Origin of the sequence: Burkholderia cepacia (genome assembly GCF_001718835.1) — a bacterium.
GTDB classification, from domain to species: Bacteria; Pseudomonadota; Gammaproteobacteria; order Burkholderiales; family Burkholderiaceae; genus Burkholderia; species Burkholderia cepacia_F.
In genome coordinates, this window is sequence record NZ_CP013443.1 from 1,187,335 (window position 1) to 1,207,131 (window position 19,797).

The 19,797-nt window shown below is 65.7% G+C and carries 22 protein-coding genes; 20 read left to right on the top strand and 2 right to left on the bottom strand.

The window, feature by feature from the left end; all coding sequences use genetic code 11:
- Positions 1–24 precede the first annotated feature (24 nt).
- Both WT26_RS08910 and WT26_RS08915 read right to left on the bottom strand, forming a co-directional pair.
- Complete coding sequence (locus WT26_RS08910) at positions 25–747, bottom strand: SAM-dependent methyltransferase (RefSeq protein WP_069272648.1); 723 nt, start codon at positions 745–747, stop codon at positions 25–27.
- Positions 744–1,379, bottom strand: coding sequence for a Maf-like protein (locus WT26_RS08915; protein ID WP_069272649.1), 636 nt, complete (start codon positions 1,377–1,379; stop codon positions 744–746). The genes WT26_RS08910 and WT26_RS08915 overlap by 4 nt, the downstream gene beginning before the upstream one ends.
- A 217-nt stretch (positions 1,380–1,596) precedes the next feature.
- On the opposite strand from WT26_RS08915, the gene WT26_RS08920 reads away from it, so the two are divergent.
- The 20 genes from WT26_RS08920 (at position 1,597) to pdxJ (ending at position 19,790) form a co-directional block, all read left to right on the top strand.
- Positions 1,597–2,235, top strand: a complete 639-nt coding sequence (locus WT26_RS08920; protein WP_059486572.1) for a DUF177 domain-containing protein — start codon at positions 1,597–1,599, stop codon at positions 2,233–2,235.
- 98 nt (positions 2,236–2,333) lie between these two features.
- On the top strand, positions 2,334–2,513 hold the full coding sequence (gene rpmF, locus WT26_RS08925) for a 50S ribosomal protein L32 (protein WP_006051932.1): 180 nt from the start codon (positions 2,334–2,336) through the stop codon (positions 2,511–2,513).
- A gap of 129 nt (positions 2,514–2,642) precedes the next feature.
- Entirely contained in the window at positions 2,643–3,749 is a 1,107-nt protein-coding gene (gene plsX, locus WT26_RS08930) for a phosphate acyltransferase PlsX (protein ID WP_059527597.1), read from the top strand.
- Positions 3,750–4,739, top strand: coding sequence for a beta-ketoacyl-ACP synthase III (locus WT26_RS08935; RefSeq protein ID WP_069272650.1), 990 nt, complete (start codon positions 3,750–3,752; stop codon positions 4,737–4,739). It abuts the gene before it with no gap.
- 109 nt (positions 4,740–4,848) lie between these two features.
- Positions 4,849–5,781: an ACP S-malonyltransferase gene (fabD, locus tag WT26_RS08940; RefSeq protein WP_069272651.1), complete on the top strand. Its 933-nt coding sequence runs from the start codon at positions 4,849–4,851 to the stop codon at positions 5,779–5,781.
- Positions 5,782–5,817: 36 nt separating this feature from the next.
- The gene (gene fabG, locus WT26_RS08945) at positions 5,818–6,567 is read left to right on the top strand and encodes a 3-oxoacyl-ACP reductase FabG (protein ID WP_006476504.1); all 750 of its coding nucleotides are present in this window, start codon (positions 5,818–5,820) and stop codon (positions 6,565–6,567) included.
- 144 nt (positions 6,568–6,711) lie between these two features.
- The gene (gene acpP / locus WT26_RS08950; protein WP_004197638.1) at positions 6,712–6,951 is read left to right on the top strand and encodes an acyl carrier protein; all 240 of its coding nucleotides are present in this window, start codon (positions 6,712–6,714) and stop codon (positions 6,949–6,951) included.
- A gap of 170 nt (positions 6,952–7,121) precedes the next feature.
- Positions 7,122–8,354: a beta-ketoacyl-ACP synthase II gene (fabF, locus tag WT26_RS08955; RefSeq protein WP_059527593.1), complete on the top strand. Its 1,233-nt coding sequence runs from the start codon at positions 7,122–7,124 to the stop codon at positions 8,352–8,354.
- A gap of 74 nt (positions 8,355–8,428) precedes the next feature.
- Positions 8,429–8,830, top strand: a complete 402-nt coding sequence (locus WT26_RS08960) for a hypothetical protein (RefSeq protein ID WP_231130474.1) — start codon at positions 8,429–8,431, stop codon at positions 8,828–8,830.
- Between the two features lie 91 nt (positions 8,831–8,921).
- On the top strand, positions 8,922–9,521 hold the full coding sequence (rpoE, locus tag WT26_RS08965) for an RNA polymerase sigma factor RpoE (protein ID WP_006490873.1): 600 nt from the start codon (positions 8,922–8,924) through the stop codon (positions 9,519–9,521).
- 87 nt (positions 9,522–9,608) lie between these two features.
- Positions 9,609–10,226 (top strand): sigma-E factor negative regulatory protein, encoded by a 618-nt coding sequence (locus WT26_RS08970; RefSeq protein WP_027788009.1) that lies wholly within the window; start codon positions 9,609–9,611, stop codon positions 10,224–10,226.
- A 6-nt stretch (positions 10,227–10,232) separates the two neighbouring features.
- Positions 10,233–11,288: a MucB/RseB C-terminal domain-containing protein gene (locus tag WT26_RS08975; RefSeq protein ID WP_069272653.1), complete on the top strand. Its 1,056-nt coding sequence runs from the start codon at positions 10,233–10,235 to the stop codon at positions 11,286–11,288.
- Between the two features lie 16 nt (positions 11,289–11,304).
- Positions 11,305–12,777 carry a DegQ family serine endoprotease gene (locus WT26_RS08980; protein WP_069272654.1) on the top strand — a complete coding sequence of 491 codons (1,473 nt, stop codon included), beginning with the start codon at positions 11,305–11,307 and terminating at the stop codon, positions 12,775–12,777.
- A gap of 7 nt (positions 12,778–12,784) precedes the next feature.
- Complete coding sequence (locus WT26_RS08985) at positions 12,785–13,021, top strand: glutaredoxin family protein (RefSeq protein WP_069272655.1); 237 nt, start codon at positions 12,785–12,787, stop codon at positions 13,019–13,021.
- A gap of 135 nt (positions 13,022–13,156) precedes the next feature.
- Positions 13,157–14,950, top strand: coding sequence for a translation elongation factor 4 (gene lepA / locus WT26_RS08990; protein WP_021159691.1), 1,794 nt, complete (start codon positions 13,157–13,159; stop codon positions 14,948–14,950).
- A 16-nt stretch (positions 14,951–14,966) separates the two neighbouring features.
- The gene (gene lepB, locus WT26_RS08995) at positions 14,967–15,860 is read left to right on the top strand and encodes a signal peptidase I (RefSeq protein WP_059527582.1); all 894 of its coding nucleotides are present in this window, start codon (positions 14,967–14,969) and stop codon (positions 15,858–15,860) included.
- Positions 15,861–16,013: 153 nt separating this feature from the next.
- Complete coding sequence (gene rnc, locus WT26_RS09000) at positions 16,014–17,237, top strand: ribonuclease III (RefSeq protein ID WP_069272656.1); 1,224 nt, start codon at positions 16,014–16,016, stop codon at positions 17,235–17,237.
- 60 nt (positions 17,238–17,297) lie between these two features.
- On the top strand, positions 17,298–18,197 hold the full coding sequence (gene era / locus WT26_RS09005) for a GTPase Era (RefSeq protein ID WP_027788003.1): 900 nt from the start codon (positions 17,298–17,300) through the stop codon (positions 18,195–18,197).
- Positions 18,184–19,020 carry a DNA repair protein RecO gene (recO, locus tag WT26_RS09010; RefSeq protein ID WP_069272657.1) on the top strand — a complete coding sequence of 279 codons (837 nt, stop codon included), beginning with the start codon at positions 18,184–18,186 and terminating at the stop codon, positions 19,018–19,020. The genes era and recO overlap by 14 nt, the downstream gene beginning before the upstream one ends.
- Entirely contained in the window at positions 19,017–19,790 is a 774-nt protein-coding gene (gene pdxJ, locus WT26_RS09015; RefSeq protein WP_069272658.1) for a pyridoxine 5'-phosphate synthase, read from the top strand. The genes recO and pdxJ overlap by 4 nt, the downstream gene beginning before the upstream one ends.
- The last annotated feature ends 7 nt before the right edge of the window (positions 19,791–19,797 follow it).

Below are 19,797 nucleotides of genomic sequence, written 5' to 3' on the forward strand. Positions count from 1 at the left end.
CGAGACCCGGCGCGGGTTCCGCCGTCAGTTCGCCAGCAGCAGGAAGATCGCAGGGCGCTTGTGCAGATTCGGCGCAGGCGCCTTTTTCCAGTCCGCCACGGTGCGGCTGGCGATCGTCTCGGTCGCGAGGGTCAGGTCGGCCGCGACGCAGATCTGCGTCGACGGTGCGCAGGTCGCGACGAGCGTGTCGAGCATCGCGTGATTCCGGTACGGCGTTTCGATGAAGATCTGCGTCTGGCGGGCCTTGCGTGACAACTGCTCGAGTTCGCGCAGGCGTTTTGCGCGCGCGGCCGCGTCGACCGGCAGGTAGCCGTTGAACGCGAAGCTCTGGCCGTTCATGCCCGATGCCATCAGCGCGAGCAGGATCGAGCTCGGCCCGACGAGCGGCACGACCTTCACGCCGCGCTCGTGTGCGCGGCGCACCAGCAAGGCGCCGGGATCGGCGACGGCCGGGCAGCCGGCTTCGGATACGAGGCCGGCGTCCGCACCGGCCAGCACGGGCGCGAGCAGCCGGTCGATCTGGCCGGCCGGCGTATTGACGTTCAGTTCGCTGATCTCGATTTCCTGGATCGGGCGCGTCGTGCCGATCTTCTTCAGGAACGCGCGCGTCGTCTTCGCGTTCTCGCCGATGTAATAGCCGAGCGTGCCGGCGCGTGCCTGCACGGCCGCGGGCAGGACGGCCGCGAGCATCGATTCGTCGCCTTCGCCGAGCGTGTTCGGAACGAGATAGAGCGTGCCGGCCGTCATGAGCGGTCTCCCCGGGTGGTTGTTGCAAACAGCGGATATTCGGCGGCGCGCAGCATCCGCGTGAGCGCGATCAGCGGCAGGCCGACGAGTGCCGTCGGGTCGTTCGAGTCGATCGCGTCGAGCAGCGCGATGCCGAGCCCTTCCGACTTGGCGCTGCCGGCGACGTCGTACGGCGTTTCCGCGCGCAGGTACGCGTCGAGTTCGGCCTCGGGCAGCGAGCGGAAACGCACGCGCGTGACGACATCCTCGACCTGCGCTTCGCCCGTGCGGCTGTCATACAGGCAGAGCGCACTGTGGAATTCGACTTCGCGGCCCTGCATCGACACGAGTTGCGCGAGCGCGCGCTCATGCGTGCCGGGCTTGCCGATCTGGAGCCCGTCGAAGGTCGCGACCTGGTCGGACCCGATCACGAGCACGCCGTCCGGCGCGTCGATCGTCGCGGCGACGGCGCGCGCTTTCGCGCCCGCGAGGCGCAGTGCGGTCGCGGCAGGCGTTTCGCCGTCGTGCGGGGTTTCGTCGAGGTCGGGCGACACGACGTCGAAGGGGGTGCCGAGGCGCTCGAGGAGTGCGCGGCGGTAGCGTGAACTGGAGGCGAGAATCAGCCGCGGCGGGCGGCAAACGGTATCCGGCATGGTCGGTTGGATCGGTGAGTCGTCGGGTGTGGCGCGGCGTTGCGCGGACGCAAGCTTAAGTGATTGACTGCAAAAGGTAAAACAGGTATGCTTTTCCGCTTTTCGTCGGCAGGCTTCCGTTGTGGCGCCTGCCGGGTCTTCGGAAGTAAAGTACGGTCACCCGTACGCGAGCGGCGCCAAGCCGGATCCGCAAGTCAGCCTGTAGGCAGGAGCGCACATGAACACTTCTTCCGGCAAACCTGCTGCGGCACCACTTGATCCGCATGCAGTCGACCTGTTCGAGTTCGCCCGCAGCGGGCGGCAGGCAGCAGGCGCGGTGCGCCTCTCGCAGCTGCCGCGCATGTTAAACGAAGTGCCCGCGGACGCGCCAGATCGCGACACGGTCTTCACATGGCAGGCGGAAGGGTTCACCCAGAAGGAGTTGCAGGACGACGGCGCCGACGGGCAGCAGCCGTATCTGCGCCTCGCGGTGCACGGTCATGCGTGGCTCACGTGCCAGCGCTGCATGACCCCGTACGACCAGACGTTCGACGTCGACATGACGTACCGGGTCGTCGCGACCGAAGAAGAAGCTGAAGAATTTCCGCTCGACGACGATGAAGCCGATGTGATCGTGGGCTCACGCCAGTTCGATCTCGTCGACTTGATCGAAGAGGAGTTGCTGCTTTCGTTGCCGCTCGTGCCCAAGCACGAGGTTTGCCCGGCAGTTCACGAAAGCCTCGTGTCGGGTGCGAGCGGTCCCGCGGAAGAGACGGACGAGGAGTCCGACGAAGCCGGGGACGAAGGCAAACGGCCGAATCCGTTCGCGGCGCTGGAAGCGCTGAAGAAGGGTGGTGACGGCACCAAGAAACACTAAGCAGTTGTGGCGCGGGAAGGCGTAAAGGCTTTGGGCCAGGGTAGTTAAGCGCCGGATCGGGCTGTGTTAGAATCCGGAAAATTATTTAGGAGTTAGTCATGGCAGTCCAGCAAAACAAGAAGTCGCCGTCGAAGCGCGGCATGCATCGTTCGCACGATTTCCTGACGGCAGCGCCGCTGGCAGTCGAGCCGAGCACGGGTGAAGTGCACCTGCGTCACCACGTCAGCCCGAACGGCTACTACCGCGGCAAGAAAGTCGTCAAGACGAAGAACGACTAAGCGTCAAGTCACGCGTTGCGCGCTACGTTTGCCGTTCGCGTGACAACTGGTTCGCTTGACACTTTCCTGGCTCGACAAAAAGGCGGCATTCAACTGCCGCTTTTTTGTGCCTGAAATTCGTCGCATTCCATGACCGTAAAGCTCACAATCGATTGCATGGGAGGCGACCACGGCCCGTCCGTGACCGTTCCCGCGGCAGTCAAGTTCGTCCGCGCGCATCCCGATGCGCACCTGATGCTCGTCGGCATCGAAAGCGCGATCCGCGCCCAGCTCAAGAAGCTGAAAGCCCTCGACGATCCCGCGCTGACCATCGTTCCCGCCACCGAAGTCGTGGCGATGGACGACCCTGTCGAAGTGGCGCTGCGCAAGAAGAAGGATTCTTCGATGCGCGTCGCACTCAACCACGTCAAGGAAGGCGCGGCGCAGGCCTGCATCTCCGCCGGCAATACCGGCGCGCTGATGGCCGTTTCCCGTTACGTACTCAAGACGCTGCCCGGCATCGAGCGGCCCGCGATCGCGTTCGCGCTGCCGAACCCGTCCGGCTACACGATGATGCTGGACCTCGGCGCGAACGTCGACTGCGAACCGCAGCACCTGCTGCAGTTCGCGGAAATGGGGCACGCGCTCGTGGCGGCGCTGGAGGGCAAGGAGCGTCCGACGATCGGCCTCTTGAACATCGGCGAAGAGATGATCAAGGGCAACGAGACGATCAAGCGCGCAGGCGAACTGCTGCGCGCCAGCACGCTCAATTTCCGCGGCAACGTCGAAGGCAACGACATCTACAAGGGCACGGTCGACGTGATCGTGTGCGACGGCTTCGTCGGCAACGTCGCGCTGAAGACGTCCGAGGGGCTCGCGCAGATGCTGTCGGACATCATCCGCGAGGAGTTCGGCCGTTCGCTGATGTCGAAGCTGATGGCGCTGCTCGCGCTGCCCGTCCTGATGCGTTTCAAGAAGCGCGTCGATCACCGCCAGTACAACGGCGCGGCGCTGCTGGGGCTGAAGAGCCTCGTGATCAAGAGCCATGGTTCGGCCGATGCCTACGCGTTTGAGTGGGCAATCAAACGCGGGTATGATGCCGTCAAAAACGGCGTGCTGGAGCGCCTCACGCGTGCGATGGCGGATAATTCGGTGTCGCTCGGCGACGGCGAACACAACGCGGGCGGCGCGGGCCATGCAAGCCCCGCCGCAGGCCATCACGCCGAACCTTCCGCTGCGCAATCCTCTAAAGCATAAATGGCCCAATCGACTCTCTATTCCCGCGTGCTCGGCACGGGCAGCTACCTGCCGCCTGACCGCGTCACGAACCAGCAGTTGACCGATCGCCTCGCGAAGGAAGGCATCGAGACCAGCGATGAATGGATCGTTGCGCGCACGGGTATCCATGCGCGCCATTTCGCCGCACCGGACGTCACGACCAGCGACCTCGCGCTCGAGGCGTCGCGTCGGGCGATCGAGGCCGCCGGCATCGATCCGCAGTCGATCGACCTGATCATCGTCGCGACTTCGACCCCCGATTTCGTGTTCCCGAGCACCGCGTGCCTGCTGCAGAACAAGCTCGGCATCAAGAACGGCGGCGCGGCATTCGACGTGCAGGCCGTGTGTTCGGGCTTCGCGTACGCGATGGCGACGGCCGACAGCTTCATCCGCAGCGGCCAGCACCGCACCGCGCTCGTGGTGGGTGCGGAGACGTTTTCGCGCATTCTCGACTTCAAGGACCGCACGACCTGCGTGCTGTTCGGCGACGGTGCGGGCGCGGTGATCCTGTCCGCGTCGGAAGAGCCGGGCGTGCTCGGCAGCGCGCTGCACGCGGACGGCAGCTACGCGGACATTCTCTGCGTGCCCGGCCACGTCAACCGCGGCGTGATCGAAGGCAGCGCGTTCCTGTACATGGACGGGCAGGCCGTGTTCAAGCTCGCGGTCAACGTGCTCGAGAAGGTCGCGATCGAGGCGCTCGCGAAGGCGAATCTCGCGCCCGAGCAGATCGACTGGCTGATTCCGCACCAGGCCAACATCCGCATCATGACCAGCACCTGCCGCAAGCTCGGCCTGCCGCAGGAGCGCATGGTCGTGACGGTCGACCAGCACGGCAACACGTCGGCCGCATCGATCCCGCTCGCGCTCGACACCGCGGTGCGCGACGGTCGCATCCAGCGTGGCCAGCACGTGCTGATCGAAGGCGTCGGCGGCGGCTTCACCTGGGGCGCGTCGGTCTTCCGCTTCTAAGCCGTCACACGCGACTGCTGCGCGTGCCTGCTGCGCGCGCCTGCTGCGCGTGCTCCCATCCGGCGCGCCATTCGTGCGCGCCGTCCGAATCGATTCAATTGGGGACGATATGAAATTTGCATTCGTATTTCCGGGGCAGGGCTCGCAGGCGGTCGGCATGCTCAACGCATTCGCCGATCTGGCCGTCGTGCGCGAGACGCTCCAGGAAGCGTCCGATGCACTCAATCAGGATCTCGGCAAGCTGATCGCCGAAGGCCCGGCCGAAGAGCTGAACCTCACCGCCAACACGCAGCCCGTGATGCTGACCGCGGCCTATGCGTGCTATCGCGCGTGGCAGCAGGCGGGCGGCCCGGCGCCGTCGATCGTCGCCGGCCACAGCCTCGGCGAATACACGGCGCTCGTCGCAGCCGGCGCGCTCGCGTTCAAGGACGCCGTGCCGCTCGTGCGCTTTCGCGCGCAGGCGATGCAGACGGCCGTGCCGGTCGGCCAGGGCGGCATGGCCGCGATCCTGGGTCTCGATGACGACACGGTGCGTGCGGTATGCGCGGAAGCCGCGGAAGCGGGCGTCGTCGAAGCAGTGAACTTCAACGCACCCGCGCAGGTCGTTATCGCAGGCAACAAGGCCGCGGTCGAAAAGGCCTGCGAGATCGCGAAGGCGAAGGGTGCGAAGCGCGCGCTGCCGCTGCCGGTGTCGGCGCCGTTCCATTCGTCGCTGCTCAAGCCGGCCTCGGACCAGCTGCGCGATTACCTGGCGGGCGTCGACGTGAAGGTGCCGCAGATTCCGGTCGTCAACAACATCGACGTCGCCGTGGCCGGCGATCCGGCCGCGATCAAGGATGCGCTGGTGCGCCAGGCCGCGGGCCCGGTGCGCTGGGTCGAGTGCGTGCGGCACATTGCCGGCACGGGCGTCACGCACGTGATCGAATGCGGTCCGGGCAAGGTGCTCGCCGGCCTGACGAAGCGCATCGACGGCAACCTGACGGGGGCGTCGGTGTTCGATCCGGCGTCGCTCGACGAAGCGCTCAAGCTGGTGACCGCCTGACGCGGCGCCTTTTCTCAAGAGACGGATATTCGATTCATGGACAAGACTCTCGATAAACAGGTTGCGATCGTTACCGGCGCATCGCGCGGCATCGGCCGTTCGATCGCGCTCGAGCTCGCGCGCCTGGGCGCGACGGTGATCGGCACGGCGACGAGTGAATCGGGCGCCGCCGCGATCACCGCGGCGTTCGCGGAAGCGGGCGTCACGGGGCGCGGTGCGGTGCTGAACGTCAACGACGCGGCCGCCGCCGAGGCGCTGATCGACGCGACCGTGAAGGAATTCGGCGCGCTGAACGTGCTCGTCAACAACGCGGGCATCACGCAGGACCAGCTCGCGATGCGGATGAAGGACGAGGACTGGGACGCGGTGATCGACACCAACCTGAAGTCGGTGTTCCGCCTGTCGCGCGCGGTGCTGCGCCCGATGATGAAGGCGCGTGGCGGCCGCATCATCAACATCACGTCGGTGGTCGGCTCGGCCGGCAACCCGGGTCAGGTCAACTACGCGGCCGCGAAGGCCGGCGTCGCGGGCATGACCCGTGCGCTCGCACGTGAAATCGGCAGCCGCGGCATCACCGTAAACTGTGTGGCGCCGGGCTTCATCGACACCGACATGACGAAGACGCTGCCGGAAGAACAGCAGGCCGCGCTCAAGACCCAGATTCCGCTCGGCCGCCTCGGCAGCCCGGAAGACATTGCCCACGCCGTCGCGTTCCTCGCATCGCCGCAGGCCGGTTACATCACCGGTACGACGCTGCACGTGAACGGCGGCATGTACATGTCGTAACGATTTTCGTTTACCATCCGCGCCGTATCCCGTTTTTCAGGCGGATCGGCGCTTGATCGACCATCAAGCCAACGCGCGTTTTGGCGTCAGCAAACCTGATAAAATGCGCGCACTTGTAAATCTGAACTTTCCCTCGGAGGGGTAATGGACAACATCGAACAACGTGTCAAGAAGATCGTCGCTGAACAACTGGGCGTCGCGGAAGCCGAGATCAAGAACGAAGCTTCGTTCGTGAACGACCTGGGCGCCGACTCGCTCGACACCGTCGAGCTGGTGATGGCTCTCGAAGACGAGTTCGGCATGGAAATCCCGGACGAAGAAGCAGAGAAGATCACGACCGTTCAGCAAGCGATCGACTACGCTCGCGCAAACGTCAAGGCGTAACAGGCGTCTTTCGCGCTTGTCCGCCACGTCGCCGCGATCTTCGCGATTGACGCGCCATCCTGCCGGCCTCGCGCCGGACGGACTAACAGCCACAGGGCTCGCAGGGCTGGTTCCTGTGGCCACTGTGGCTTTTGTTTTTGTCATCCAATAATAATGGAAAAGAGGTTACCGTGAGCCGCCGTCGTGTTGTTGTTACAGGCCTGGGGCTGATTTCGCCTGTTGGCAATAATGTTGCCGACGGCTGGGCCAATCTCGTCGCCGGCAAGTCCGGCATCGCCACCGTCACGAAGTTCGATGCGTCGAACCTCGCCTGCCATTTCGCGGGCGAAGTGAAGGGTTTCAGCGCCGAAGAGTACATCCCGGCGAAGGAAGCCCGGAACATGGATACGTTCATCCATTACGGCATCGCCGCCGGTGTCCAGGCCATCAAGGACAGCGGGCTGGAAGTGAACGAAACCAATGCGGAACGCATCGGCGTGCTGGTCGGTTCCGGCATCGGCGGCCTGCCGATGATCGAAGATACGCACCAGACCTACGTCGATCGCGGCGCGCGCCGGATTTCGCCGTTCTTCGTGCCGGGTTCGATCATCAACATGATCTCGGGTCACCTGAGCATCATGTTCGGCCTGAAGGGCCCGAACCTCGCGGCCGTCACGGCCTGCACGACCGGCCTGCACAGCATCGGCCTTGCGGCGCGCCTGATCCAGGCCGGCGACGCCGACGTGATGGTCGCGGGCGGTGCCGAATCGACGGTGTCGCCGCTCGGCATCGGCGGTTTCGCGGCCGCGCGTGCGCTGTCGACCCGCAACGACGATCCGGCCACCGCGTCCCGGCCGTGGGACAAGGACCGCGACGGCTTCGTGCTGGGTGAAGGTGCGGGCGTGATGGTGCTCGAGGAATACGAGGCGGCGAAGGCGCGCGGTGCGAAGATCTACGCGGAAGTCTCGGGCTTCGGCATGACGGGCGACGCGTACCACATGACCGCGCCGAACATGGACGGCCCGCGCCGCTGCATGGTCGCGGCACTGCGCGACGCCGGCGTGAACGCGGACGAGGTCCAGTACCTGAACGCGCATGGCACGTCGACGCCGCTGGGCGACAAGAACGAGTCCGACGCGGTGAAGGCGGCCTTCGGCGAGCATGCGTACAAGATCGTCGTGAACTCGACGAAGTCGATGACGGGCCACCTGCTGGGCGGCGCGGGCGGCCTCGAGTCGGTGTTCACGGTGCTCGCGCTGCACAACAACGTGTCGCCGCCGACCATCAACATCTTCAACCAGGACCCCGAGTGCGATCTCGATTACTGCGCGAACACCGCGCGTGACATGAAGATCGACGTCGCCGTGAAGAACAACTTCGGCTTCGGCGGTACCAACGGCACGCTGGTGTTCAAGCGCGTCTGACGCGGAATCGCTTGACGAATCCTGTCGGAATCACGGTCGGGTGCCCGCAGCGCTTTGCGTTGCGGGCCTCGGCCGTGTTGTACGTGGTGCTGGCCGTTTTCATCGTGGCGGCTGCAGTGGCGGTGCACCTGTTCGTCGCGCCGCGCGCCGGCGTCGCGGCCGGGGCGGGGGCGCTGGCCGCGACGGCGGCGCTGCTGGCCTTCGGCGTGGCCCGTGCTTGCGCGCGGCGACTGCCGGCCGAGGTGCAGGTCGATGCGCTCGGCGAGGTTGCGGCATTCGGTCGCGCCGGGCAATTGCTCGCGCGCGGCCGTGTGACGGGTCATGCGCACTGGAGCAGCCTGCTGCTGGTGCTGTCGGTCGGGCAGGGTGCCCGGCGGGCCCGGCCGCTGCTGATTCCGGCCGATGCGCTCGACGCCGCATCGTTCAGCGCGCTTTCCGTGCTGGCGAGAACCGCGACGGCGGCGCGGCCGGCGTGACGGCGTGGCCGTTACGCACCGTAACCAGCGTCCGGCGCGGGAACGTTACAATGACGCTCCGCGTTGCATCCCTAGTTAACGGATTTGTCAGGTGAGTGAAAAAGAAATCGATCAGGCTCTGGTCGAACGCGTACAGAAGGGCGACAAGGCGGCGTTCGAACTCCTGGTCTCCAAATACCACCGCAAGATCATTCGGCTGATCTCGCGCCTCGTGCGGGATCCTGCCGAGGTCGAGGATGTGGCCCAGGACGCGTTCATCAAGGCGTATCGTGCGCTGCCGCAATTCCGCGGCGAATCGGCGTTCTATACGTGGTTGTACCGAATTGCCGTCAACACGGCGAAGAACTACCTTGCGACGCAAGGCCGCCGGGCGCCGACCTCGACCGAGGCCGATGCGGAGGAAGCGGAAACTTTCTCCGACGCAGACCAACTAAGGGATATCAACACGCCTGAGTCGATGTTGATGAGCAAGCAGATTGCCGAGACGGTCAACGCTGCCATGGCTCTGCTGCCCGAGGAACTGCGCCAGGCGATTACGCTGCGCGAGATCGAGGGCCTGAGCTACGAAGAGATCGCGGAAATGATGGGCTGTCCGATCGGGACGGTCCGGTCGCGGATCTTCCGTGCACGCGAGGCAATCGCTGCCAAATTGCGTCCGCTGCTCGATACGCCCGAAGGCAAGCGCTGGTAAGCGCGACAGGCGGAGCGACGCGGGGTCGGGGTCTAGTTACGGTTAGAGTCGTGAAGTCACGACGGGGTGTGCAAGATGGGGAGCATCATGGGGTCGGTCAATACGCAGTCGCAAGCGTGCTCGCGCGGCGAGCGCCTTTCCGCGCTGGTCGACGGCGAAATGTTCGATGGCCCGGATAACGGGCAGTTTCTGGCTGAGCTCAACCGCGCGGATCGCGCTGCGTGGGCCCATTACCACCTGATCGGCGATGCGCTGCGCTCGGACGAACTGGCGCTGTCGCCCGCGCTGAGCGTCGCGTTCACCGCGCGCATGTCGGCCGCGCTCGAAAGCGAGCCGCACCTGCTCGCGCCGGCGGCCGCGCCGGTCGCGCGCAAGCTGCTGTCGCTGCGCCGGCGCGTCGTGCCCGCGTTCGCGGTTGCCGCTGCAGCGGCCACGCTGACGTGGATCGTCGTCCCGCAAATGCAGACGGCCGGCGCTCCGGGCGCCGTCCAGGTCGCGTCGGCCGGTGCGCCGCAAGGCGGCAACCTGCAGCGCGTGACGGTTGCGCAGGCATCGGCCCAGCCGGGGCTGCAGGACGTCAACATCATCCGCGACGCCAGCCTCGACCAATACCTTGAAGCGCACCAGCAATTCGCGCAGCAGCCCGTCGTCACGGGTTCGATGCCGCTGATCCGCGCTGCCGTGACCACCACGCCAGGCCAATAAAACCCGATGCGGACATTGCAGTTGAATCACGCCATCTCCGGATGGAAGCGGCTGCCGGCCCTCCTGCTTTGCGCAGCCGCCCTGTTGTCCGTTCAATCCCTTCCTGCCAGCGCCCAGCAACCGGACGATCCCGTCGCGACCCGCAAGGGTGCCGCCGACTGGCTCGACCGTGTCCAGCAAGCGGCGCAGCAGCAGAGCTACGAAGGCACGTTCGTCTATCAGCGCGGCGGATATGTGCAGTCGTCGCGCATCGCGCACGTCGCGTCCCGCGACGGCGAGTTCGAGCGCATCGAGACGCTCGACGGCAAGCCTCGCAAGCTGCTGCGCCACAACGACGAGCTGTACACGTTCGTGCCCGAGCGCAAGCTGTGCGTGGTCGAGCGCCGTCAGACGCGCGACTCGTTCCCCGCGCTGCTCGGCGCGAGCGGCGAGCATGTGATGTCCGTCTACGACGCGAAGTCGCTCGGCAAGGATCGTGTCGCGGGGATCGACGCGCAGGTCGTCGAACTCGTGCCGAAGGACGCATACCGCTTCACGTACAAGCTGTGGGCCGATGCACGCACGGGGCTGCTGCTGCGTTCGCAGACGCTCGACGCGAACGATCACGTGCTCGAGCAGATCGCGTTTTCGCAATTGCAGATGGGTGGCGCGGGCGCAGCCGACAAGTCGGCGATCATGTCCGGCATGCGCAACCTGAGCGGCTGGACGGTCGTGCGCCCGCCGGTCGCGACGGTCGACATGGAAGCGCAGGGCTGGCAACTCGCACCGAGTGTCGCCGGTTTCCAGAAGATTCGCGAGGTGCGCCGGCCGATGGCCGCGCGCGATGCGGGTGAGCCGCCGATTCCGGTCGATCAGGCCGTCTTCACCGACGGTCTCGCGACGATCTCGGTTTTCATCGAGCCGGCCGAAAAGAATACGCGCAAGGAAGGCGCGGGCAGCACCGGTGCAACGAACGTTCTCGTGAAGCGCCGCGGCGACTACTGGATCACCGTGCTCGGCGAAGTGCCGCCGGCTACGTTGCAGCAGTTCGCGTCTGCCATAGAATACAAGGCTTCCAAGTAACGCTACGGCTTCCGACATGATGAAACTCACGCTGCGCAAATGGCTGGCCGTTGCGGCGGTGGCGGCTTGCCTGCCGCTCATGCCGCATTCCGCGGCGGCGGCGCCCGCTGCCAGCCTGCCCGACTTCGCCGATCTGGTCGAAAAAGTCGGGCCGGCCGTCGTGAACATCCGGACGACCGCCAACGTGCCGACGAGCGGCGGCCCGCGCGGGATGCTCCCGCCGGGCTTCGACAACGGCGACATGTCGGAATTCTTCCGGCGCTTCTTCGGCATTCCGCTGCCGCAGGCGCCCGGCAACCCGAAGAACGCGCCGGCGCCGGACAATCCGCCCGACACCGAACAGAATCGCGGCGTCGGCTCGGGCTTCATCGTGTCGGCCGACGGTTACGTGATGACCAATGCGCACGTCGTCGACGATGCGGACACCATCTACGTGACGCTGACCGACAAGCGCGAATTCAAGGCGAAGCTGATCGGCGTCGACGATCGCACGGACGTCGCGGTCGTCAAGATCCAGGCGTCGAACCTGCCGGTCGTCGCGATCGGCGATTCGAACAAGGTGCGTGTCGGCGAGTGGGTCGTCGCGATCGGTTCGCCGTTCGGCCTCGACAACACGGTGACGGCCGGCATCGTCAGCTCGAAGAGCCGCAACACGGGCGACTACCTGCCGTTCATCCAGACCGACGTCGCCGTGAACCCCGGCAACTCGGGCGGCCCGCTGATCAACATGCAGGGCGAGGTGATCGGCATCAACTCGCAGATCTACAGCCGTACCGGCGGCTTCATGGGCATCTCGTTCGCGATTCCGATCGACGAGGCGATGCGCGTGGCCGACCAGCTGAAGGCGACGGGCAAGGTCACGCGCGGCCGGATCGCGGTCGCGATCGGCGAAGTGACGAAGGACGTGGCCGATTCGATCGGGCTGCCGAAGGCGGAGGGCGCGCTCGTCAGCAGCGTCGAGCCGGGCGGTCCGGCCGACAAGGCGGGCATCCAGCCGGGCGACATTATCCTGAAGTTCAATGGCCGTTCGGTCGATACGGCGTCGGATCTGCCGCGCATGGTCGGCGACACGAAGCCGGGCACGAAGGCGACGGTCAGCGTGTGGCGCAAGGGTCAGGCACGCGATCTGCCGATCACGATCGCGGAAACCCCGGCCGAATCGACGGCGAAGGCCGAGCAGCGCAAGAACGCGCCGCAGAAGCCGCGCCAGAGCAACGCGCTCGGCTTGACGGTCAGCGACATTCCGGCCGACCAGCTGAAGACGCTGAAGCTGAAGAACGGCGTGCAGATCGATGGCGTCGACGGCCCGGCCGCCCGTGCAGGCCTGCAGCGCGGCGACATCGTGCTGCGTGTCGGCGACACCGACATCACCAACGCGAAGCAGTTCGCCGAAGTGACCGCGCAACTCGATCCGCAGAAGGCGGTCGCGGTGCTCGTGCGGCGCGGCGACAACACGCAGTTCGTGCCCGTGCGGCCGCGCCAGAAGTAACGCGCCGATGTTCACGCTCTACGGCCGCGGCTGGTGCCACCTGTGCGACGACATGCGCGACGCACTGGCGCCGGTGGCGGCCGAATTCGGCGTTGCGGTCGACTACATCGACATCGATACCGATGCGGCACTCGTCGCCCGCTACGACGAGGACGTGCCCGTGCTGCTGCTGGACGGTGCGGAAGTGTGTCGCCACCGGTTCGACGAGATGCGGGTACGGAACGCGCTCGCCGCGCGACGCTGAGGCCCGGCGGCGGCCGGTCGCCAAAATGCCGCCCGGCGGGGGGCTTTTCGGCTAAAATAAGCCGTTTTTTCACCGACTTACACAAGGCGTGCTCTGCGGTCGTCGAGCGCGCCTTTTTCGCTTGATCGGCACTGAATGGATCATATTCGCAATTTCTCGATCATCGCGCACATCGACCACGGCAAGTCGACGCTCGCGGATCGCATCATCCAGGTATGCGGCGGCCTCGCCGACCGTGAAATGGAAGCGCAGGTGCTCGACTCGATGGATATCGAGCGCGAGCGCGGCATCACGATCAAGGCGCAGACAGCCGCGCTGTCCTATCGCGCGCGCGACGGCAAGGTCTACAACCTGAACCTGATCGACACGCCGGGGCACGTCGATTTCTCGTACGAAGTCAGCCGTTCGCTGTCCGCGTGCGAAGGCGCGCTGCTGGTCGTCGATGCGAGCCAGGGCGTCGAGGCGCAGACGGTCGCGAACTGCTATACGGCGATCGAGCTCGGCGTCGAAGTCGTTCCCGTGCTGAACAAGATCGACCTGCCGGCCGCGAATCCCGAGAACGCGATCGAGGAGATCGAGGACGTGATCGGCATCGACGCGACCGACGCGACGCGTTGCAGCGCGAAGACGGGCCTCGGCGTCGAGGACGTCCTCGAGGCGCTGATCGCGAAGGTGCCGCCGCCGAAGGGCGATCCGGCCGCGCCGCTGCAGGCGCTGATCATCGACTCGTGGTTCGACAACTACGTCGGCGTCGTGATGCTGGTGCGCATCGTCAACGGCACGCTGCGTCCGAAGGACAAGATCAAGATGATGGCGACCGGCGCGCAGTATCCGGTCGAGCACGTCGGCGTGTTCACGCCGAAATCGCGCAATCTCGAATCGCTGTCGGCCGGGCAGGTCGGCTTCATCATCGCCGGCATCAAGGAGCTGACGGCCGCGAAGGTCGGCGATACCGTCACGCATGCGACCAAGGCTGCCGCCGAGCCGCTGCCGGGTTTCAAGGAAGTGAAGCCGCAGGTGTTCGCGGGGCTGTATCCGGTCGAGGCGAACCAGTACGACGCGCTGCGCGAATCGCTCGAGAAGCTGAAGCTCAACGACGCGTCGCTGCAATATGAGCCGGAAGTGTCGCAGGCACTCGGCTTCGGTTTCCGCTGCGGCTTCCTCGGGTTGCTGCACATGGAAATCGTGCAGGAGCGGCTCGAACGCGAGTTCGACATGGATCTCATCACGACCGCACCGACGGTCGTCTACGAGGTCGTGCAGAGCGACGGCTCGACGATCATGGTCGAGAACCCGGCGAAGATGCCGGAGCCCGGCCGCATCGCGGAAGTGCGCGAGCCGATCGTCACCGTGAACCTGTACATGCCGCAGGACTACGTGGGCTCGGTGATCACGCTGTGCGAGCAGAAGCGCGGCTCGCAGATCAACATGCAGTATCACGGCCGCCAGGTGCAGCTCACGTACGAAATCCCGATGGCCGAAATCGTGCTCGACTTCTTCGATCGCCTGAAGTCGGTGTCGCGCGGCTATGCGTCGATGGACTACGAGTTCAAGGAATACCGTTCGTCGGACGTCGTGAAGGTCGACATGCTGATCAACGGCGACAAGGTCGATGCGCTGTCGATCATCGTGCACCGCTCGCAGTCGCAATACCGTGGCCGCGAAGTGGCCGCGAAGATGCGCGAGATCATCCCGCGCCAGATGTACGACGTGGCGATCCAGGCCGCGATCGGCGCGCACATCGTCGCGCGCGAGAACATCAAGGCGCTGCGCAAGAACGTGCTCGCAAAGTGCTACGGCGGCGACATCACGCGAAAGAAGAAACTGCTCGAAAAGCAGAAGGAAGGCAAGAAACGGATGAAGCAGGTGGGTTCGGTCGAGATCCCGCAGGAAGCGTTCCTTGCGATCTTGCGCGTCGAAGACAAATAACAGGACTGTTCCTTTTATGAATTTTGCGCTGATTCTTTTTGTGCTCGTCATCTTGACGGGTGTAGCGTGGGTGCTGGACAAACTGGTGTTCCTGCCGCAGCGACGCAGGGCGGCCGACTCGGCGATCGAGGAGTTCGATCGCCAGCAGTCGCGCATCGACAAGCGTTTCGCGGATGAAAACGCGGTGCAGACGCGTTCGAAGCTGCGCGACGAAAAGCTGCGCCAGCCGTGGTGGCTCGAGTACACCGCGAGCTTCTTCCCGGTGATCCTGGCGGTGTTCGTCGTGCGTTCGTTCGTCGTCGAGCCGTTCAAGATTCCGTCGGGCTCGATGGTGCCGACGCTGCTCGTCGGCGACTTCATCCTCGTCAACAAGTTCGAATACGGGCTGCGCCTGCCGGTCACGAACACGAAGATCACGCAGGGCAGCCCGCTGTCGCGCGGCGACGTCGTCGTGTTCCGCTATCCGAAGGACGAGTCGGTCGACTACATCAAGCGCGTGATCGGCCTGCCGGGCGATACCGTCGCATACCAGGACAAGCAGCTCACGATCAACGGCCAGCCGGTGCCTGAAACGCCGCTGCCCGATTTCTTCGACGACGAGCGCCAGAACTACGCGAAGCAGTTCGAGGAAACGATCGGCAACAAGAAGAACGCGATCCTCAACAACCCGGCCGTGCCGCCGTTCGTGATGGGCGCATACGACTATCCGTTTCGCGACAACTGCACGTACAACAGCCGCGGCGTGATCTGCAAGGTGCCGCCCGGTCACTACTTCATGATGGGCGACAACCGCGACAACAGTGCGGACAGCCGCTACTGGGGTTTCGTGCCGGACCAGAACATCGTCGGCCGCGCGTTCTTCATCTGGATGAACTTCAGCGACCTGAAGCGCATCGGCTCCTTCAACTGATCGCATCCGGGTCACTCGCAATACGCGACGCACGGGCCGCGTCGCGTATTGCCGAACTACTTTAAGAACCGGCGGTAACACCGCCTCGTCACGCCTTTTCGCGTCCGGCCGTGCCGTTTCGGCCCGACCGGCGCCCGCGTTATACTCCTGCACATGCCCCTATCCCAGTTGGAAAGCCGGCTGCGCTATGAATTTCGCAATGCGGAATTGTTGCGCCAGGCTTTGACCCATCGTAGTCACAGTGCCACGCACAACGAACGGCTCGAGTTTCTCGGCGATTCCGTTCTGAATTGCGCGGTGGCCGCTCTTTTGTTCCAGCGTTTCAGCAAGCTGGACGAAGGCGATCTGTCGCGCGTGCGCGCCAACCTCGTCAAACAGCAGTCGCTGTACGAAATTGCTCAGGCCCTGAATATCTCGGACGGGCTGAGGCTCGGCGAGGGGGAGTTGCGCAGCGGCGGGTTCCGCCGCCCGTCGATCCTCGCGGACGCGTTCGAAGCCATCATCGGGGCCGTGTTCCTCGATGGCGGCTTCGAAGCCGCCCAAGGGGTCATCAAGCGCCTCTATATCCCGATTCTCGACCACATCGATCCGCGCACGCTCGGCAAGGACGCCAAGACGCTGCTGCAGGAATACCTGCAGGGGCACAAGATCGCGTTGCCGACTTACACGGTGGTCGCGACGCATGGTGCGGCGCACAATCAGCAATTCGAAGTCGAATGCACGGTGCCGAAGCTCGACGTGAAGGTGTCGGGCTCGGGTGCGAGCCGGCGCGCGGCCGAGCAGGCCGCCGCGAAGAAGGCGCTCGACGAGGTGATGGCGGCCGCGCCGATGCTGGCCGCCAAGCCGAAACGTTCGAAGAACGCACGCGCGGCCAAGCACGTGGAGCCGGAAATCGTGCCGGGCGTGAAGGGCGTGCAGGAAGCGCTCGACCTGCGCTCGCCGGAGCGCAAGGAACGCGCGGCGGCGCGCGCCGAAGCGAAGGCCGCGGCGGCTCCGGCGGGCGCGAGCAGCGTGGCGGAGGCGGTCGAGCGCGCGGCGCAGGCGCCGATGGCCGCGATTCGCGCGGCGCATGTCGAGCACGGTGCGGACAAGGCCGAGCGGGCGGCGAAGCCGGCGACGGACAAGCCCGCGGACCGCGCCGATGCCGCGCCGAAACCTGCCGACAAGGCGGTCGAGCGAACCGATGCCGCGCCGCGTGCAGCCGACAAGCCTGCCGACCATCGCGCCGACGCGGCGCCTCACGCGGCCGAGAAGACCGAGAAGGCCGCCGAGCGCGCCGCGCCGCGCGTGCGCGACGTGACGCCCGGCCAGGACGCGTCGTCCGGCGAAACGAGCCTCGCTGCCGCGCAGGCGCGCGTGGCCGATGCCGACCACTGAATTGCCCATCGATCGTGCCGCGCGCCGCGCGGCCGTTTCCGAACCTGTCTCCCAAACGATATGAACACTCCCGCTCCTACCGGTTTCCGTTGCGGCATGATCGCGATCGTGGGCCGCCCGAACGTCGGCAAGTCGACGTTGATGAACGCACTCGTCGGCCAGAAGATCAGCATCACGTCGCGCAAGGCGCAAACCACGCGCCACCGCATCACCGGCATCAATACGTTCGACGACGCGCAATTCGTGTTCGTCGACACGCCGGGCTTCCAGACCCGCCACAGCACCGCGCTGAACCGTTCGCTGAACCGCGCGGTCACGTCGACGCTCACGTCGGTCGACGTGATCCTGTTCGTGATCGAGGCCGGCCGCTTCGGGCCCGACGACCAGAAGGTGCTCGACCTGATCCCGCCGGGCATGCCGACGCTGCTGATCGCGAACAAGATCGACCGCGTGACCGACAAGGCTTCGCTGTTCCCGTTCATGCAGCAGATGAGCACGCTGCGCGAATTCACCGAGCTCGTGCCGCTGTCGGCGCAGCGTCCGGAAGACATCAAGCGCCTGCTGGACACGATCAAGCCGTACCTGCCGGAGGGCGAGCCGATCTACGGCGAGGACGAACTGACCGACCGCAGCTCGCGCTTCCTTGCCGCTGAAATCCTGCGCGAGAAGGTGTTCCGCTGGACCGGCGACGAACTGCCGTACACGAGCACCGTGCTGATCGACAAGTTCGAGGAGGAAGGGCGCCTGAAGCGCATCTTCGCGACGATCCTCGTCGAGCGCGATTCGCACAAGGCGATGGTGATCGGCAAGAAGGGCGAGAAGCTCAAGCAGATCAGCACCGAGGCGCGGATGGACATGGAGAAGCTGTTCGACGGCCCCGTGTACCTCGAGACCTTCGTGAAGGTGAAGAGCGGCTGGGCCGACAACGAGGCAGGGCTGCGCGCCTATGGGTACGAATGACGCACTGACGTCGACCGAAGACGCGGTAGAGGCGGGCGCTGACGCGCCGCCGCCTGCCGCGCCCCCCGAACCGCCGCGCAAGGCGCGGCGCGCGACGTCTCGCACGTCCGATTTCCGCGTCGCCGAGCAGCCGGCGTTCGTGCTGCACAGTTACCCGTATCGGGAAACGAGCCTGATCGTCGACGTGCTGACGCGCGATCATGGCCGGCTCGCGCTCGTCGCGAAGGGCGCGAAGCGCCCGCACTCCGCGCTGCGCGGCGTACTGCAGACCTTCCAGCCGCTGCTGCTGTCGTGGTCGGGCAAATCCGAGGTGCGCACGCTGACGGGCGCCGAGTGGGTCGGCGGGATGCTGCCGCTCGGCGGCGACGGGCTGCTGTGCGGCTTCTACGCGAACGAGCTGCTCGTGAAATTCTGCGCGCGCGAGGATCCCCAGCCGCCGCTCTTCAATCACTACGTGCTGACCCTCACGCGCCTCGCCCACGGCGAGCCCGCGGTGCAGGTACTGCGCTCGTTCGAGCGCGTGCTGTTGCGCGAGACCGGCTACGCGATGGCGCTGGACCGCACGGTCGCGCGCCGCGCGGTCGAGCCTGACCGCCGCTACGTGTTCGATCCCGAGCGCGGCGTGCGCAACGCGGACGACGACGTTCCGTCGCACTGGCCGGTGATTGCCGGACAGACGTTGCTCGACATGGAGCAGGACGATTACCATCGAGCCCAGACGGTTGCGCAAAGCAAGACGCTGATGCGCTTCCTGCTGAACACCTATCTCGGCGGTACGCCGCTTGCCACGCGTCAGATCCTGATCGACCTGCAAAACCTATGAGCTTCTTCCTGACAACGCCCACTGCCATCGACCTCGGCGTGAACATCGACCACGTCGCGACGCTGCGCAATGCGCGCGGCACGACCTATCCCGATCCGATCCGCGCGGCGCTTGCCGCCGAGGAAGCCGGCGCCGATGCGATCACGCTGCATCTGCGCGAGGATCGCCGCCACATCGTCGATGCGGATGTGCGCAGGCTGCGTCCGCTGCTGAAGACGCGCATGAATCTCGAATGCGCGGTGACGGCCGAGATGCTCGATATCGCCTGCGAAGTGCGCCCGCACGACGCGTGCCTCGTGCCCGAGAAGCGCGCGGAACTGACGACCGAAGGCGGTCTCGATGTCGCCGGCCACTTCGAGGCCGTGCGTGCGGCGTGCAAGCAGCTTGCCGACGTGGGCGTGCGCGTGTCGCTGTTCATCGACCCGGACGAGACGCAGATCCGTGCCGCGCACGAAGCAGGCGCGCCGGTGATCGAGCTGCATACGGGCCGTTATGCCGAAGCGCACGACGAAGCCGAGCAGCAGCGCGAATACGAGCGCATCGTCGCGGGCGTACGGGCGGGTGCGCAGCTCGGCCTGAAGGTCAATGCCGGCCACGGGCTGCACTACACGAACGTGCAGCAGATCGCCGTGATCGACGGTATCGTCGAGCTCAACATCGGCCATGCGATCGTCGCGCACGCGATTTTCGCGGGCTGGGACAATGCGGTGCGCGAAATGAAGGCGATCATGGTCGCCGCACGCGTTGCCGCGCTGCACGGCGCACGTTGAACGCTGA

Bases quoted from the DNA above. Each gene is read 5' to 3' on its own strand.
- acpP (WP_004197638.1), top strand. From the start codon at position 6,712: ATGGACAACATCGAACAACGTGTCAAGAAGATCGTCGCTGAACAACTG.
- lepA (WP_021159691.1), top strand. From the start codon at position 13,157: ATGGATCATATTCGCAATTTCTCGATCATCGCGCACATCGACCACGGC.
- lepB (WP_059527582.1), top strand. From the start codon at position 14,967: ATGAATTTTGCGCTGATTCTTTTTGTGCTCGTCATCTTGACGGGTGTA.
- plsX (WP_059527597.1), top strand. From the start codon at position 2,643: ATGACCGTAAAGCTCACAATCGATTGCATGGGAGGCGACCACGGCCCG.
- pdxJ (WP_069272658.1), top strand. From the start codon at position 19,017: ATGAGCTTCTTCCTGACAACGCCCACTGCCATCGACCTCGGCGTGAAC.
- fabD (WP_069272651.1), top strand. From the start codon at position 4,849: ATGAAATTTGCATTCGTATTTCCGGGGCAGGGCTCGCAGGCGGTCGGC.
- WT26_RS08910 (WP_069272648.1), bottom strand. From the start codon at position 747: ATGACGGCCGGCACGCTCTATCTCGTTCCGAACACGCTCGGCGAAGGC.
- rpmF (WP_006051932.1), top strand. From the start codon at position 2,334: ATGGCAGTCCAGCAAAACAAGAAGTCGCCGTCGAAGCGCGGCATGCAT.
- WT26_RS08985 (WP_069272655.1), top strand. From the start codon at position 12,785: ATGTTCACGCTCTACGGCCGCGGCTGGTGCCACCTGTGCGACGACATG.
- WT26_RS08975 (WP_069272653.1), top strand. From the start codon at position 10,233: ATGCGGACATTGCAGTTGAATCACGCCATCTCCGGATGGAAGCGGCTG.
- recO (WP_069272657.1), top strand. From the start codon at position 18,184: ATGGGTACGAATGACGCACTGACGTCGACCGAAGACGCGGTAGAGGCG.
- WT26_RS08980 (WP_069272654.1), top strand. From the start codon at position 11,305: ATGATGAAACTCACGCTGCGCAAATGGCTGGCCGTTGCGGCGGTGGCG.
- WT26_RS08915 (WP_069272649.1), bottom strand. From the start codon at position 1,379: ATGCCGGATACCGTTTGCCGCCCGCCGCGGCTGATTCTCGCCTCCAGT.
- WT26_RS08935 (WP_069272650.1), top strand. From the start codon at position 3,750: ATGGCCCAATCGACTCTCTATTCCCGCGTGCTCGGCACGGGCAGCTAC.
- WT26_RS08970 (WP_027788009.1), top strand. From the start codon at position 9,609: ATGGGGTCGGTCAATACGCAGTCGCAAGCGTGCTCGCGCGGCGAGCGC.
- fabG (WP_006476504.1), top strand. From the start codon at position 5,818: ATGGACAAGACTCTCGATAAACAGGTTGCGATCGTTACCGGCGCATCG.
- WT26_RS08920 (WP_059486572.1), top strand. From the start codon at position 1,597: ATGAACACTTCTTCCGGCAAACCTGCTGCGGCACCACTTGATCCGCAT.
- era (WP_027788003.1), top strand. From the start codon at position 17,298: ATGAACACTCCCGCTCCTACCGGTTTCCGTTGCGGCATGATCGCGATC.
- rnc (WP_069272656.1), top strand. From the start codon at position 16,014: ATGCCCCTATCCCAGTTGGAAAGCCGGCTGCGCTATGAATTTCGCAAT.